This is a genomic window from Pseudarthrobacter sp. NamE5, from assembly GCF_005796225.1.
GTDB lineage: Bacteria > Actinomycetota > Actinomycetes > Actinomycetales > Micrococcaceae > Arthrobacter.
This window is the reverse complement of sequence record NZ_VAHO01000001.1, coordinates 358922-373079: the sequence shown is the minus strand read 5'-3', so window position 1 is coordinate 373079 and position 14158 is coordinate 358922. Positions and strand designations below refer to the sequence as shown.

11 protein-coding genes are annotated in these 14158 nt (G+C 63.4%); 4 read left to right on the top strand and 7 right to left on the bottom strand.

Going from position 1 to position 14158, the window contains the following annotated elements:
- Positions 1-3: 3 nt before the first annotated feature.
- Genes FDW84_RS02895 through FDW84_RS02865 form a run of 7 tightly spaced genes read right to left on the bottom strand, consistent with a single transcriptional unit; the run spans position 4 to position 9595 of the window.
- On the bottom strand, positions 4-1218 hold the full coding sequence (locus tag FDW84_RS02895; RefSeq protein WP_138606358.1) for a glycoside hydrolase family 88 protein: 1215 nt from the start codon (positions 1216-1218) through the stop codon (positions 4-6).
- Between the two features lie 32 nt (positions 1219-1250).
- Entirely contained in the window at positions 1251-2771 is a 1521-nt protein-coding gene (locus tag FDW84_RS02890) for an aldehyde dehydrogenase family protein (protein ID WP_138606356.1), read from the bottom strand.
- 25 nt (positions 2772-2796) lie between these two features.
- Positions 2797-3609, bottom strand: coding sequence for an enoyl-CoA hydratase/isomerase family protein (locus FDW84_RS02885; protein ID WP_138606354.1), 813 nt, complete (start codon positions 3607-3609; stop codon positions 2797-2799).
- The gene (locus FDW84_RS02880) at positions 3606-5873 is read right to left on the bottom strand and encodes a GMC family oxidoreductase (RefSeq protein ID WP_138606352.1); all 2268 of its coding nucleotides are present in this window, start codon (positions 5871-5873) and stop codon (positions 3606-3608) included. The genes FDW84_RS02885 and FDW84_RS02880 overlap by 4 nt, the downstream gene beginning before the upstream one ends.
- Before the next feature lie 30 nt (positions 5874-5903).
- On the bottom strand, positions 5904-7538 hold the full coding sequence (locus tag FDW84_RS02875; RefSeq protein ID WP_138606350.1) for an acyl CoA:acetate/3-ketoacid CoA transferase: 1635 nt from the start codon (positions 7536-7538) through the stop codon (positions 5904-5906).
- A 16-nt stretch (positions 7539-7554) separates the two neighbouring features.
- Positions 7555-8565: a Gfo/Idh/MocA family protein gene (locus tag FDW84_RS02870; RefSeq protein WP_138606348.1), complete on the bottom strand. Its 1011-nt coding sequence runs from the start codon at positions 8563-8565 to the stop codon at positions 7555-7557.
- A 10-nt stretch (positions 8566-8575) separates the two neighbouring features.
- Entirely contained in the window at positions 8576-9595 is a 1020-nt protein-coding gene (locus FDW84_RS02865; RefSeq protein WP_138606346.1) for a LacI family DNA-binding transcriptional regulator, read from the bottom strand.
- A gap of 274 nt (positions 9596-9869) precedes the next feature.
- On the opposite strand from FDW84_RS02865, the gene FDW84_RS02860 reads away from it, so the two are divergent.
- The 4 genes from FDW84_RS02860 to FDW84_RS02845 all read left to right on the top strand — a co-directional run bounded on the left by FDW84_RS02860 (position 9870) and on the right by FDW84_RS02845 (position 14151).
- Positions 9870-11162, top strand: a complete 1293-nt coding sequence (locus FDW84_RS02860; RefSeq protein ID WP_171046628.1) for an ABC transporter substrate-binding protein — start codon at positions 9870-9872, stop codon at positions 11160-11162.
- Between the two features lie 81 nt (positions 11163-11243).
- On the top strand, positions 11244-12245 hold the full coding sequence (locus tag FDW84_RS02855; RefSeq protein WP_205754718.1) for a carbohydrate ABC transporter permease: 1002 nt from the start codon (positions 11244-11246) through the stop codon (positions 12243-12245).
- A gap of 2 nt (positions 12246-12247) precedes the next feature.
- Positions 12248-13156, top strand: coding sequence for a carbohydrate ABC transporter permease (locus FDW84_RS02850; RefSeq protein ID WP_138606342.1), 909 nt, complete (start codon positions 12248-12250; stop codon positions 13154-13156).
- The gene (locus FDW84_RS02845) at positions 13153-14151 is read left to right on the top strand and encodes a sugar kinase (protein ID WP_138606340.1); all 999 of its coding nucleotides are present in this window, start codon (positions 13153-13155) and stop codon (positions 14149-14151) included. Before FDW84_RS02850 ends, FDW84_RS02845 begins: the two co-directional genes overlap by 4 nt.
- Positions 14152-14158: the final 7 nt, after the last annotated feature.

Below are 14158 nucleotides of genomic sequence, written 5' to 3'. Positions count from 1 at the left end.
CAATCACGGGCTCCTGTGTGTTTCATCGAACTGCTGTATCTGGTCAATGGCGTCGAGGAACCAGTAGTCACCCCACATGACCGATTCGTCGACGCCGAGGTTTTTACCCTCGTGGTAGCTGCCGTGTTTGAGGACGCCTTCCCATTCCTCCTCGGGAGAGGCCAGGAAGTCCTCCCCGGTCAGGCGGTGGAGGATGCGGATGGCGTAATCGGCGTAGTGCGTGGCTTTCGTACGGTCCTGGACGAGGCCGGCGAGTTGCCACATACCGCCGGCTGCGGCTGCCGCGGCCGACGTTTCGTACGGCCGATCTGGCGCCGGCTCTTCCCAATCGTTTGGTGGAATGAGGCGGTCGCCGGTTTTATCGATGTAAAAGTCGGCGGCGGCGACGGCCGTTTGGAGGAAGCGGCGGTCCCCGGTGAAGCGGTAGACGGTACCGAAGCCGTAAAGCGCCCAGGCTTGCCCGCGGGCCCAGGATCCGTCGTCCGAGAACCCCTGCTGGGTGGTCTGTTTGAGGAATGCCCCGGTCTGGAGGTCGAACATGCCTTCGTGCGAGGCGGATCCGTCACCGCGGATCAGGTACCTGCGGGTCGTAAGGCAGTGGTTCACGGCCTTACGGGCCATGTCCTGGTCGCCGGTCTGCTGTGCGGCGTAGAGGGCCATGTGAATGTTCATCATGATGTCAATAAACAGACTGTCCGGCTGCCGGAAGCTGGGCATGTAGCGCCCGACCTCACGGTAGCGGCTGGCCGTGGTGCGTCCTGCCTCGACGACAACATCGCTCTTGGTGGTGTCGCCGGTGGCTTCGAACCAGCGCCGGTAGGTGGACCAGAACAGGAAGCCCAAGTCATGGACGGTGTCATCGGTCTTTCGGTGTTCGATCAGTTCCGAGTAGTGTTCAGCAGCAGCGCGGAAGCGGCCCTGTTCGCTGGCGTCGGCCCGGCGTGAAAGCATCCACAGCTGGCCTCCGAGGAACCCTTCGCACCAGTTTGTCCACGCTTCTCCGTCCACTACCCATTTTCCGGCTTCGGTGTAGAGGGGGAACCGGTCGGGATGCTTAGCGGTCAGGCCGGCGAGTTTGGCCGAAGCGGTCTTCCATGCCCGGCCCGCGGAGCTTCGAAACTCCGCGGGCACTCCATATCCTGTCGGCAGGATCAGCGGCAGCATGGCAGGCAGGACGGTACCGGCTTGCGCGGTGGAGGATGCGGCAATCGCGGTCATGTCATTGTCCTGTGATACGCGAAGTGGGAGTTTTACCGGCGGGGAGCGTCCGGTGCGTCTACCCAGCGGCTGTCCCGGGCACCGACCTGAAGCTGAATGGTTTTCAGTTCACTGAATTCGGCCAGCGCCTGGCGCCCCAGTTCACGCCCGATGCCGCTCTGCCCGTACCCGCCGAACGGCACCTCGGGGTAGCCGTCCATCCAGCGGTTGACCCAAACGGTACCTGCGCGCAGGTCCCGGGCGGCGGTGAGGGCTTCATTGATGTCGTTGCTCCAGATTCCTGCGGACAGGCCGAAGGATGTGGAGTTGGCGATGCCAATGGCTTCTTCGAGGGTGTCAAAGGGAAGGACGGACAGTACAGGGCCGAAGATCTCGTCAGTGGCAATGGACATTTTGGCAGTGACGTCGGTGAAGACCGTCGGCTGGTAGAAGCGCCCACCACCCAGTCCGTTGTCGAGGCGTCCACCGCCGGTGAGCAGGTTTGCTCCTGCTTCGCGGCCCTCGGCAACGTAACGTTCGACGACAGCCAGCTGGGCGTCGTTGACGAGGGATCCAACCAGGGTGTCGGACTTGAGGGGGTCTCCCACCCGCATGTGCTGGGCACGGTCGACCACGGCAGCGGCGAATTCATCGGCGATCGACCGGTGCACGATCAGGCGGCTGCCGGAGTTGCAGCACTGCCCGACGTTGAAGTAGCCGCCGAAAACGCCCGCGTCGACCGCGGCGTTGAAGTCCGCGTTGGCCGTGACGATCTGCGGGTTCTTGCCGCCCAGTTCCAGTTCGACCTTTTTCAGGTCGCGGCCGGCGGCCGCGGCGATGCCTTTGCCGACACCCGTGGAGCCGGTGAAGCTGATCATGTCGATTCCGGGGTGCTCCGCGATGGCAGCACCGACGACCCGGTTGCCGGTCACAATGTTGACCACGCCTGCCGGGAACCCGGCTTCCCGAATGAGCTGGCCGAGCATGACGGTGGTTGCGGAGGTGCTTTCGCTGGGCTTGATCACTGCAGTGTTGCCGGCGGCGAGTGCGAAGGGCAGCTTCTGGCTGATGATGAGCAGCGGGAAGTTCCACGGTGTGATCATGCCGATCACACCGATGGGTTCGTGGACGACCAGGGCCAGGGTGTCCGGTCCCAGGGCGTTGTGCGCGTCTCCCTGGGTGTTGCGGGCCAGACTGGCGGCGTATTCCCACAGCTCAGCTGTGCTGGCGACCTCATTGCGGGACTGGGTGATGGGCTTGCCGGTTTCGAGGGTTTCGGCCAGGGCGAGCTGTTCGGCGTCACGGCGGACCAGGTCGGCGACCTTCAGCAGCAGCTTGGAGCGCTGGGCTCCGGTGGACTGGCGCCATCCGTGATCTAGGGCCTGCCGGGCGGAGGTGACGGCGCGGTCGACGTCCTCCTGGGTGCCCTTCGGGAAGGAAGTGACTTCGATTTCATGGGCGGGGCTGAGGCGGGTGAACGTCTCACCGGAGCTTGCCTGGGCGTCCTCGCCGTTGATGATCATGGGACGGTAGGTGGGTTCCACGTCCGCGAGGGTGTAGTTCTTGGTTTCCATGTCGGTGTGTCCTTAGTCCGTTGTTCTAGTTATCGGTGAACTGTGCGGGGCGCTTGTCGCGGAATGCCGCAACGCCCTCTGCGAGGTCCTGTGTTGCCGCGGCCAGGCCTCCGGCCAGGGCTTCCAGCACGCGGGAGGGGGCGCCGTCGGCCGCAGCGTCAATCAGCTGCTTACCCAGCTGCACCGCCAAGGGCGCGCCGGTGAGCAACTCCTCGCTCAGGCGTGCAACGGTGTCCTCGAGTTCGGCCTTGGGGGCCGCCGCCGTGGCCAGTCCCCAGGAGACTGCCTCGTCGCCGGTGAGTTGCCGCCGGGTCAGGACGAGCTCCTTGGCCCGTGCCCTGCCGGTCAGCTCGGTGGCCCGTTCGGTGCCGCCCCATCCGGGGACAGTGCCCAGGCCCGTTTCGGGAAGTGCGACCTTCGCTTCTGCGGCGATGACGCGGAAGTCGCAGGCCAGAGCAAGTTCCAGGCCCCCGCCGAAGGCAAGACCATCAATGACTGCGATGCTGGGCTGGCGCAGGCGGGCCAGGGCATCAAATGCCCTGTGCCCGGTGGCGATCCAGTCCCGCCACATCCCGGCCGCTGACAGGTCGGCGAAATGGTTGATGTCGGCGCCGACGCAGAAGACCTTGTCCCCAGCGGTACGGACGATGACCAGCCGGGCTTTTGAGGCGCCCACTTCACGGACGGCCGTGTCGAGGTCGTTCAGGAGTTGCAGGGTGAGGGCGTTCAATTTGGACGCCCGGTCGATCAAGATCGTGGCGGTGTTTCCGTCAGGGGAGTATTCGACGGTGACCTGGCCGAGGTTCGGGCCGGCAGTGGTTGCGGTGGTGGTGCTCATGACTGGTCCTTTCGCTTGCCGCCGAGTTCACCGGCGAGGTGTTCGGCGGCCCGCATCACCACGGCCCAGATGGTCAGGGTCGGGTTGATTCCGGGGCAGCTGGGGAAAGCGGCACCGGAATACATGAACAGGTTGGGGGTGTCGTGCACGGCGAGGTGCTCGTCCAGGACCGAGCCTGCGGGGTCATTGCCGAAGCGTGCGCCGCCGAGGTCGTGGCTGGAGCCCACACCGGTGAAGTACGGCCCCTGCCAGGTCTTAGTGGCGCCCATGTCCTTCAGGAGCCCGGTGGCCTTGTCAGCCATCCAGGACGCCAGCCGGCGCTCGTTCTCACGCAGCCGGTAGGTCACCCTGACCAGTGGCATGCCCAGACCGGATGAGTCCCGGTGCCGCGGGTCAAGCTCGAGCCGGTGTGAGGCGTAGGGCAGCGCGTCAGGCTGGATCCGGATCACTCCCTGCTGTGACCAGAGCTTGAGGTGGTCGCGGTACTTCGCGCCCCAGCGGGGGACGTCCTGGGGCAGGGTTTCGCGGGAGATCTGCAGGGGCAGGGCCTGCTGTTCGGCGCCCAGGGTGGCCCCTCCGATGAAGCCGTGGTTCAGGGACCGGAACTCGGGGGAGAGGAAGTCATCGAGTACGACGCCTTGGGCGGCCGGGCCGGTGTGGCGGTTGAACTCGGTGCCGGGGAAGAGGGCGTCGACGTGGCCGAACATTTTGGTCATGTAGTGCATGCCCAGCTGTCCGCTGTTGTTGCCGAGGCCGTTTTCATGTCGGGAGTCTGCCGAGAGGTACATGAGGCGCAGATTCTCGTAGGTGTAGGCGGAGAGTATGACGGCGCGCGCGTACTGCCGGCGCACCCTCCCCAGGGGATCGACCCATTCGACGCCGCGGGCGGCGCCGGATTCGTCCATGATGATGCGGGTGACCCGGGAGTGGGTGCGCAGCTCGAAGTTGCCGGTGGTGATGGCGGCGGGCACGGGCCCAAGGCCGGGGTGCCAGCGGTCGCCGCGGAAGGATCCGAGCCCGTTGTTCCAGGCGCTGTAACCGGTGGCAGGGTGGCCTCCGTAGGATTCGGTGGTGTAGCCGACGGGAACGGGATGCGGGTGGAGTCCCGCGGCGCGGGTGGCGTCGGTGAACTTGTTGCCGAGGATGAACGGCCGGGTCGCCGGCAGCGGCAGCGGCTTGCTGCGTTTGATGAAGGGGTTGGATTCGTCTCCGGCGATACCGATCAGGTGCTCGAGCTTGGTGTAGAAGGGTTCGAGGTCGTCATAGCTGACCGGCCAGTCCGCCAGGGTGCAGTCTTCGGGCAGGGCGCCGGGCCCGTAGAGGCCGTCGTAGTGGCTCTTGGGCGCGAACTGCCAAGGGTGGAAGCGGCGCAGCCAGGACCCGTAGTGCCCTGCGGACCCCCCGACCCCGTTGACCATGCGGCCCAGGGAGAAGGTAGCTTCGCGGCTGTCCTCTTCTTCTGCGCTTTCGCGCCAGCGGGGGGTTTCCTGCTGGAATTTCGGCCCGAGACCGCCGCGCGTGTAGTAGGCGTGCTCGAGCTCGTCGGGGAGGAATTCGTCCAGGGGCCGGAAGGGGCCCGCTTCCAGGCCGACAACGCTGAGCCCGGCTTCGGCGAAGACCTGGGCGCTGAGTCCGCCCATGGCGCCCACGCCGACGAGGAGGACATCAACCTCGTCGGTCATCTGCGGGTTGACCGCGTTCTCATAACCCAGCTGCTTGAGCTTGTGCCCTTCGGTGTCGCGGGGAATTTCCTTCATCGCGTCGGCGAGGGTTTTGATGACCCCGCCCTTGGTGACATGTTCGGTGCTGAGATTTTCCTCGGCAGAGTTTTCAAGCCACACGCCAGGGTGCTTGAGGAACTTCCAGCCCGCGGCGTCCTTGTTACCGCCGTGGGCGGGGTCGGCGAACAGGCCTTCCTGAGTGTGGGCGATCACCAGTCCGAAGAGATCCCGCTGTTCCTTCACCGGCAGCTGGTCGCTGAGCTCGCCCTGTTCCAGCAAAGCCAGCATGTCGGTACGTTCCTCGAGGGTCAGGGAGGCGAAGTTCCGCCCGTGCTTGTCCTCGGCATAGCGGTCCAGCGCGCCGAAGAGCCACTGGTACTTGGGCAGCTCCTTTCGGCCGTAGCCTTCCAGGGTCAGGTCGAGGTATTCGGTGACTCCTGCGTCGCGGACGTCCGGGCTGTTCCCGTCGGAGGGGAACATGGCCTCGAACAGGGCATCGGCGAGTTCGGTTTCGTAGGGGGTCAGGATGCGGAAGCTTCTCATCGCGGTAGGTCCTTTCAGGGGTGCCGGGCGTCAGTGCACGGCCAGTGACGAGGCGCGCTGTTCGATCCGCTCGTGCAGCGGCAGCGTCGGAAGATGGATGCCGGCGGGGGCGTCGGCGAAGAGGGCGAGGTCCATGGTGCGCAGGTCATCCGCGACGATGAGTGGGAACTCGCTGCGGTCCAGGACGTCCTTTTGGAGGTCCACACCGGGGGCGATCTCAGTGACGACAAGCCCGGCTTCTGTCAGTTTCAAGACGGCGCGTTCGGTGATGTATGTGACCTTTTGGCCCCGGGCCAGGGCCCGGGGGCCGGAGAACGTTACGGCCGAGACGTCGTTGACAAGCTTCGTGAAGGGCCCGTCGGCCCGGATGTCCAGGCCGTTCGGGCCGGCGGCGATGTCCCGCCGCCCCGCGGTAAAGGCTCCCATGAAGACAATTTCGGGGGCCGATGAAGTGATGTCGGCGAAGCCCCCGACTCCGGCAGTGACGTGCCGCTTTTTCGGCAGGTGGTGGACGTTGACGTTTCCGTGGCGGTCGATTTCCAGGAAGGAAAGCAGTGAACGGTTGAAACCTCCGCCCTGGAGGAGGGTGAACTGGTCGATGCTGGGCATGATCGCGTCCGGGTTCTGTGCGCAGCCGAACGCGAAGTCCAGCAGCGGGACGCCGCCGACGGCGCCTTGCTCGATGACCCAGCTGACTTCCCGGCCCTGGTTTTCCTCGACCAGGATGTGCGGGACGAGAGCGGAAACACCGAACCCAAGGTTGACGATTTCGCCTGCTTTGAGCTCCTGCGCGGCCCGGCGGGCGGTGATCTTTTCAATCGAGAAGCCGACGTGCGGCAGTGAACTCAGCGGCTTACGGAGTTGTCCGGAGATGGCCGGGTCGTTGAAGGTAAGGGTGGTCTGCAGCTGATCTTCGGCGATCACGATGGCGTCGACGAGGATGCCGGGAACCTTTACCTGCTGCGGGTGCAGGCTGCCGGCTTCGGCCACGCGCTTGACCTGGGCGATCACGATTCCGTCGTTGTTGTGGGCGGCGTAGGCGAGATCCAGTGCTCCCAGCGGGGATCCTTCGTCTTCAAAGGTCAGGTTGCCGTATTCGTCGGCTGTGGTGGCACGGATGATGGCCACGTTGGGGACGACTGCCGGGAAGAACAGCCATTCCTGTCCGGCGACGGTGGCCGTTTCGACGTGCGCGGCCGGGGTTGTGGTGTTCATTCGTCCGCCCTGAAGGCGCGGATCGATAAAGGTGTCCACCCCTACTTGGGTGAAGACGCCCGGCTGGCGTGCCGCGGCGGTGCGGTGCATCTGGTAGATGACGCCGGAGGGGAAGTTGTAGGCCTCCACCTGTTCACCCTCGATCATCTGCCAGATTCGGGGCGGCTCGGCGCTGGAGGGGCCGGACGGGTAGGACCCGGCAATGACTTTGTGCAGCAGCCCTGGCTTTGCGATGTGGTCGATTCCTTTGACCCCGTACATGTCCCCTGCGGCGATCGGGTGGATGGAGGTGAGGTTGGACGGGTGGCTGGTCTCTTCGAACCGCTGACCGATCCCTGCCAGGACGCTGTCCGGGCAGCCCAGGGCGCTGGAGGAGCTGACGGTGATGACGTCGTCGTCATTGATGAGGTCCGCTGCTTCGCGGGCCGAGAGGAGCTGTACCTTCTGCATGGTGTTCTTCCTGGTCTTAGTTGATGTGGACTGTGCGTCCGGTAGTGGCTGATTCCTCGGCGGCGAGGGCAACCTTGAGAGCCACCAGGCCGTCCCGGCCGGTGGCGGTAGGGGTCCCGGTGCCTTCGACCGCAGCGGTGAAGGCGCGCAGGCCGATCACATAGAGGTCATCGGAGCAGTCGACTTCGACGTCGCGGATGCCGGTCTTGGTGGTCAGCAGGACCTGTCCTTTGGTGTCCTGGGTCATGGCGTCGATGACTTTGATAGTGCCGTCGGTGCCGTGGACTTCCAGGCAGGTTTCGGCGTAACCCACGGTGAAGGAGTCATGGGTCTGCGCCAGGACAGGAGGCTTGCCGTCCTGCTCGTAGCGGATGACGGTCATGGCCGCGTCCGCCTGACCTCCGGTGTTCCACTCGGCCTGCTGCACGGCGACAGCGGTGACGGCGACCGGGTTTCCCAACAGGGGGTTCAGCACGGATGCGTCGTGGCAGGTGATGTCCAGGATCACGCCGCTGCCCGGGGTGCTTTGTCCGAGCCTCCAGCCGCGAAGCCGTTGGGGCAACAGGACGGCGTGGGCTACCTTCGCCGACAGGACAGTCCCAATGGCACCGTCGGTGACAAGCTCGCGGACCTTGGCGTGCAGGGGACTGCCCGGAAGGTGATGGTTGGCCGCCAGGACCAGGCCCAGTTCCTCAGCCAGCTTCACCATTGTTTCCGCTTCGTCTGCAGTCAATGCCAGCGGCTTTTCGCACAGCACGTGTTTGCCGGCGCGCAGGGCCCGACATGCCTGGTCGAAGTGCTTGTCATTGGTGGAGGAGATGTAGACGGCGTCGATGTCCCAGCCCAGCAGCTCGTCAAGGTCAGTCGTTGCGTAGTGCAGGCCGTGGACTGCAGCGAACTCGTCAGCCCTTCCTGCGGATCCGCTGACGACCCCCTCGACGTGTCCGCCGCTGGAGCGGATAGCGTCGATGACGCGTGTTGCGGCGATGTCGCTGGCGCCGATCAGGCCCCATTTCAGTGTTGACATGGTCTTTCTCCTAAGTTCGTGGTCGCCATTGGGCGGTGGAGGCGCGGACCTTCAGCGCCGGTTCTATGAGGGATCGCTGAGGTGGCAAGGAAGAATCACGGATCCGGTTCAGCAACAGCTCCGCCGCCTCCCGGCCGATCAGTTCGGGGTAGGTGGACACGGATGTCAGCGGAGGCAAAAGAAGTTCGGCCATGGCGATGTCGTCAAAACTCGCCACTGCGACGTCACGGCCCGGTTCAAGGTTTCGGCGGCGCAGTTCGGCGTAGATGCCCAACGCGACCGCGTCACTGTAGGCGACGATGCAGTCAGGCCACATCCCCTGATCAAGGATGCGGGCGACGCCCAGAGACCCACCGGCAGCATTGTTGGTCGTGGCCGCGTTGACCGTCGCGTCAAAATCGACTCCGGTCCCGGTAAATCCCGTTTCCAGACCTTTGACGCGTTCCTTCCTAGCCGAGGAGTGCTCGGGCCCGCCGACGAGCACTGCGGAGGTGACGCCGAGAAACCCCAGATGTTGAGCGAGTTGTTGTCCTGCGCCAAGGTTGTCGGTCCCGACGTAGTCCAGTTCTTCCGAAAAATAACGAGCCAGCTGAAGGACCGGAACATCGGACCGGTCGACGATGCCGCAAACTGGCGTCAGTTCGGACCCGGTGGCCGGCAGAAGAAAAATGCCGTCCACCTGCTGCTGCACCATGGTTTCGATCTGCACGTACTGGCGTTCGACATCGTCGCGGCTGTAGCCCACGAACAGGGTGTACCCGGCATCGTGTGCTGCTTCCTCGATGGCCATGGTCAGTCCCGCGAAGTAGGGGTTGCGGATGTCCGTGACTATGAGGCCAAGTGTCATCGATTCGTTGCGCCGCATGTTAGCGGCGTGACGGTTGTACACGTATCCCAGTTCAGCCATCGCCAGCCGTACCCGGTCTGCGGTGGCTTCCGGGATGCGGGAGCTCCCTCGGAGGACTAGCGAAGCGGTAGATCGAGATACTCCCGCTGCCCTGCTGACATCATCAAGGGTTACCTTTTTCACTAGTTTCCACCTCCTTGGGGCCGCTTTCGCGATGTCTCTAACATGTCGCAGGTCACAATGCTACACCGATCTACTAACGTTTCAAGAGCGAGATAACCGCAGGAAGACGACGCTAGACGCGTCAGGCGCGGAATTTGCTAGTCACCGGCCGGGCGTTACAGCAATATCTACAAGAAGTTGTTGCATCGATCTACTGGATTATGTAATCTGGACCACAACGCAGGCTGACGCTGACCCTGTGCGGCGGCGTCTCATAACCCAAAGGAGAGTAGTCATGCGTGTACAGAACAAACTCAAGGTCTCAATGGCAGTCACGGCCGCAGTCAGCCTCATCGCTGTTACCGGGTGCTCCGCCAACCAGCCCGCCGGCGGCGGTGGGGGAGACGGGACCAACAAGCTGGAAATCACGTCGTGGTGGACCTCCGGGTCCGAGGCGGAGGCGCTGAATGTGCTGATCGACGGTGTCAAGAGCTCATCCCCGGGACTGTCTGTTGATAATGCGGCAGTCTCCGGCGGTGGCGGCGCGAACGCCCGTCAGGCACTGGCGGCCCGGCTTCAGGCCGGCAGCCCCCCGGACGCCTGGCAGCTGCACCCGGCCGGACAGCTGAAAAGCTATGTCGACGGCGGCCAGGTCGCCGATCTCACCGAGTTGTGGACCCAAAATGACTGGGCGTCCAAGCTGCCCAAGGACGTGGCTGAAGCGCAGCAGGTAGACGGCAAGTACTACACCGTGCCGATTGGGGTCCACCGCGGTAACGTCCTGTGGACCAACCCCGCAGTTCTGTCCAAGGCCAATGCGGCCATTGACCCTGCCGCTGGCGTGGATGGCCTGATCAGCACGCTCAAGCAGGTCGAGGCCTCGGGCACCACACCGGTCTGCTTGGGCGATAAGGACATCTTCGCTTCCGCCCAGCTGCTCGAATCCATCATCATGTCCCGGGTTGGTGCGGATAACTGGAAGAAGCTTTTCACCAACGAGTATTCGTTTGATGCCCCGGAAGTGAAGCAGGCCCTGGAGGACTACAAGACGATCCTCGCCCTCTCGAACAAGGACCACTCCGCCATCACCTGGGATGAAGCAGTAAAGAAGATGGCCAACGGTGACTGCGCTGTCAGCCTCATGGGTGACTGGGCTTACGGCGAGCTCCTGAACGCGGACAAGAAGCCCGGCACTGACTTTGCCTGGGTGACCTTCCCCGGAAAGGAAGACATCTTTGACTACGTGGGTGACGGATTCTCCATTGCCGCCAAGAACACCCCGAACCCGGAGGCTGCCAACGCTTGGCTGAAGACTCTCATGGACCCGAAGGTTCAGACGGAGTTCGCCGCCAAGAAGGGCTCCATCCCTGCAGTCACAAATGCTGACATCTCCACGTTGTCCGAATACCAGCAGGAAGCGGCCAAGAGCTTCGCCGAAGCATCGGTTGTTTCATCCTTGGCTCACGGACAGGTCACCACGGCTGAATTCGCCCAGACCTACGCCGACGCCGTGTCCACCTTCAACGGCAGCGGCAACGTCGAGGCCTTCCTCGCCAGCATGACCCAGGCGCAGAAGACCCAGCTGTAGCAGCCGGTCATACAAACCAAGCCGCAAAAGGGTGTGGCTGCAGGTTCCTGCAGCCACCACCCCCGGACAGGATCAGTTCACATGACAACGTCAACAGCACAGCCGCCGGCGCCGGTCGGCCCCCGGTTCAAAAAACAAGTCCCCCATAACGTCAAGACGTCCCGCCGCGCAGCATGGATGTTTGCCCCCAGCCTGCTGGTCAGCTTCATCTTCGTGTACGTCTTCATCGGCATCACGGTCTACATCTCCCTCTCGAACTGGAAGCTCGGCACAAGCCCGGACCTGACACTTCGCCAGCCCTTTGGTGGGACCTACGCAGAACTTTTCCAGGAACAGCGCTTCCAGGCGGACATCCGAAACGTCGTAATCTTCACGATCATCTTCCTGGTCCTGGCCATCGTGGGCGGACTCGTCGCGGCGCTGTTCATCCACCACGTCACCGTCGGCAAGGGCCTCTTTCGGACGGTTTTTCTTCTTCCCTACGCACTTTCCTTCATCGTCACTGGCGTGGCGTGGCGCTGGATCTTCGCTCCGTCTACCGGAGTGAACGAAATCCTGCGGAGCATCGGTATTGAAAACCCCCCGGGATGGACCACCGATACGACCATTCTTGGTGCCCTGAATGATCCTTCAGGGACCGACTTTCTCAAGATTCAGTTTGGTATACCCGTTGCGCTGTTGCCGATCATTTTTGCAGCCGCCTGGCAGCTCGTCGGTTTCGCTATGGCGATGTACCTGGCCGGCCTGGCATCCATCCCTGAAGAGCACCTCGAAGCCGCGAACGTCGACGGCGCCAACACCTGGCAGCGGTTGCGCCACATCGTGCTGCCCCAGCTATGGCCCTCCACCATCACCTGCTTTGTGCTCCTGCTTCACGTTGCCCTGAAAATTTTCGACCTGGTCGTCGCTATGTCAGGCTCCGGACCGGGATTCGTCACCGACGTGCCGGGCATTTACATCTACAACTACCTCACCAGCCGGTACGACAAAGCATCAGCCATGGCAATAGTCCTGCTCCTGCTGACCCTCGCGGTAATCGTCCCGTACCTGATTCGCGGATACCGCAAAGAGCGAAAGGCATAGACATGGCCGTCGAAACTCTAGAAGCGACACCTTCCCGCCCCACGGAATCGGGCCGCCGGAAAACCGGCGACGTAACCCGCAAACCCCGGTCCTGGAACCTGCCCAAGACACTAGGCGGATGGCTTGTTCTGGCCGTGTGTGCCATCGCAACCCTCGGCATGCTCGTACCCGTGTACGTCATCATCGCGACAGCTCTCTCCGGAAGCAGCGGAGCACCCAACTTCTTCCTGGCCTTCCCGGACGCACCCAGCCTTGAAGCGTTCAAGGGAGCCTGGACTAAGTTGCACGGCTCATTGGCCAACTCGCTCCAGATCACCATCCCCGCCGCAGTTATCTCCTGCCTGCTCGGTTCCCTCAACGGCTACTTGCTCTCCAAGTTCCCGTTCCGCGGATCCAACGCCCTCTTCACGGTGCTGTTGGTTGGTATGTTCATCCCGTTCCAGGCCGTCATCATTCCCGTTTTCCAGTTCCTAAACATGCTCAACCTGCAGGGCAGTCTTATAGGCCTGATCGTGGTGCACATTATTTACGGCATTCCGATCACCACTTTGGTCTTCCGTAACTACTACGAGGGCATCCCCAGCGCGATCATCGAAGCGGCGGCCATCGACGGCGCAGGAATCTGGACCACGTACACCCGGGTAATGCTGCCCCTGTCAGTGCCAGGCTTTGTCGTTGCAGGAATCTTCCAGTGCACCAACATCTGGAACGACTTCCTCTTCGGATTCATTCTTGCCTCCCCGGCAGCATGGCCGGCGACAGTGACCCTGAACAACCTCATCGGGACAACAACCGTCGACTACTCCGAGCTGATGGCCGGGGCGGTGCTTGTCGCGGCACCCACCGTCCTGCTGTACCTCGTCCTGGGCAAGTTCTTCGTCAGCGGCCTGACCGCAGGAGCAGTGAAATGACATCCACCGATGTCCTGTGCGTGGGGGAAACGATGGCCGTCGTTACCCCCACGCGCGCCCAGTCCCTCACCACAGCCGAGGAATGCATCCTCGGCTACGGAGGAGCGGAATCCAACGTTGCTGCCCACCTGGCCGAGTTCGGCTACCGTGTCGCCTGGGCAAGCCGCCTCGGCCAAGACCCCTTCGGCAACCGGATAACCGACGGCCTGGCCTCGCGTGGGGTTGACGTCAGCCTCGTCATCCGTGACGAAAAAAATCCCACAGGGGTCTACTTCAAGGACCCGGACCTGGGCCAGGGAGCCAAGACTCTTTACTACCGGTCCGGGTCCGCCGCTTCCCGCATGTCACCCTGGGACTTCGGGGCATGGTCCATGGAGCAGACGGGCTGGGTCCACACCAGCGGGATCAACCCTGCGCTGTCCGAAACCTGCGCGGCCCTGACCAAGTACCTGCTCACTCAAGCCAATACCAAGGGCTATAAAGTTTCGTTCGACGTCAACTACCGCCCCGCGCTGTGGACCCCGGAGATCGCCGGCCCCCGGCTGCTCGCCCTGGCAGACATGGCCACCGTCGTGTTAGTCGGTCTGGACGAAGCAGAAACCCTGTGGGGCTGTACGACCGCAGAAGACGTCGCCGCCATTCTTCCGAGCCCCCGGCACCTGGTTGTCAAAGACGCATCACTGGAAGCGGTGGAATTCGTCCGCGACGTAACAGGCGAGCACACCGCCCGCGTCCCAGCCAATAAGGTCGAAGTGATCGAGCCCGTGGGCGCCGGCGACGCGTTCGCCGCCGGCTACCTTGCAGCGCTCCTGCGCGGAGACAAACCAGAGGACCGGCTCGCTCTCGGTCACTCCTACGCGGCCTGGACCCTCGGTACCCGGGGAGATTTCCGGCCCGGCCATGGCACCCGGCCCCGCACCTACGACCCCCCACCACGTACGCCGCGTCTGGCTAACGGACAGCTCGCCGCCAAAGCATCCACACCATCAACCTGAGAAAGAC

Coding starts and splice junctions, on each gene's coding strand:
- FDW84_RS02890 (WP_138606356.1), bottom strand. CDS start 2,771: ATGGAAACCAAGAACTACACCCTCGCGGACGTGGAACCCACCTACCGT.
- FDW84_RS02860 (WP_171046628.1), top strand. CDS start 9,870: ATGCGTGTACAGAACAAACTCAAGGTCTCAATGGCAGTCACGGCCGCA.
- FDW84_RS02850 (WP_138606342.1), top strand. CDS start 12,248: ATGGCCGTCGAAACTCTAGAAGCGACACCTTCCCGCCCCACGGAATCG.
- FDW84_RS02855 (WP_205754718.1), top strand. CDS start 11,244: ATGACAACGTCAACAGCACAGCCGCCGGCGCCGGTCGGCCCCCGGTTC.
- FDW84_RS02885 (WP_138606354.1), bottom strand. CDS start 3,609: ATGAGCACCACCACCGCAACCACTGCCGGCCCGAACCTCGGCCAGGTC.
- FDW84_RS02895 (WP_138606358.1), bottom strand. CDS start 1,218: ATGACCGCGATTGCCGCATCCTCCACCGCGCAAGCCGGTACCGTCCTG.
- FDW84_RS02875 (WP_138606350.1), bottom strand. CDS start 7,538: ATGCAGAAGGTACAGCTCCTCTCGGCCCGCGAAGCAGCGGACCTCATC.
- FDW84_RS02880 (WP_138606352.1), bottom strand. CDS start 5,873: ATGAGAAGCTTCCGCATCCTGACCCCCTACGAAACCGAACTCGCCGAT.
- FDW84_RS02845 (WP_138606340.1), top strand. CDS start 13,153: ATGACATCCACCGATGTCCTGTGCGTGGGGGAAACGATGGCCGTCGTT.
- FDW84_RS02870 (WP_138606348.1), bottom strand. CDS start 8,565: ATGTCAACACTGAAATGGGGCCTGATCGGCGCCAGCGACATCGCCGCA.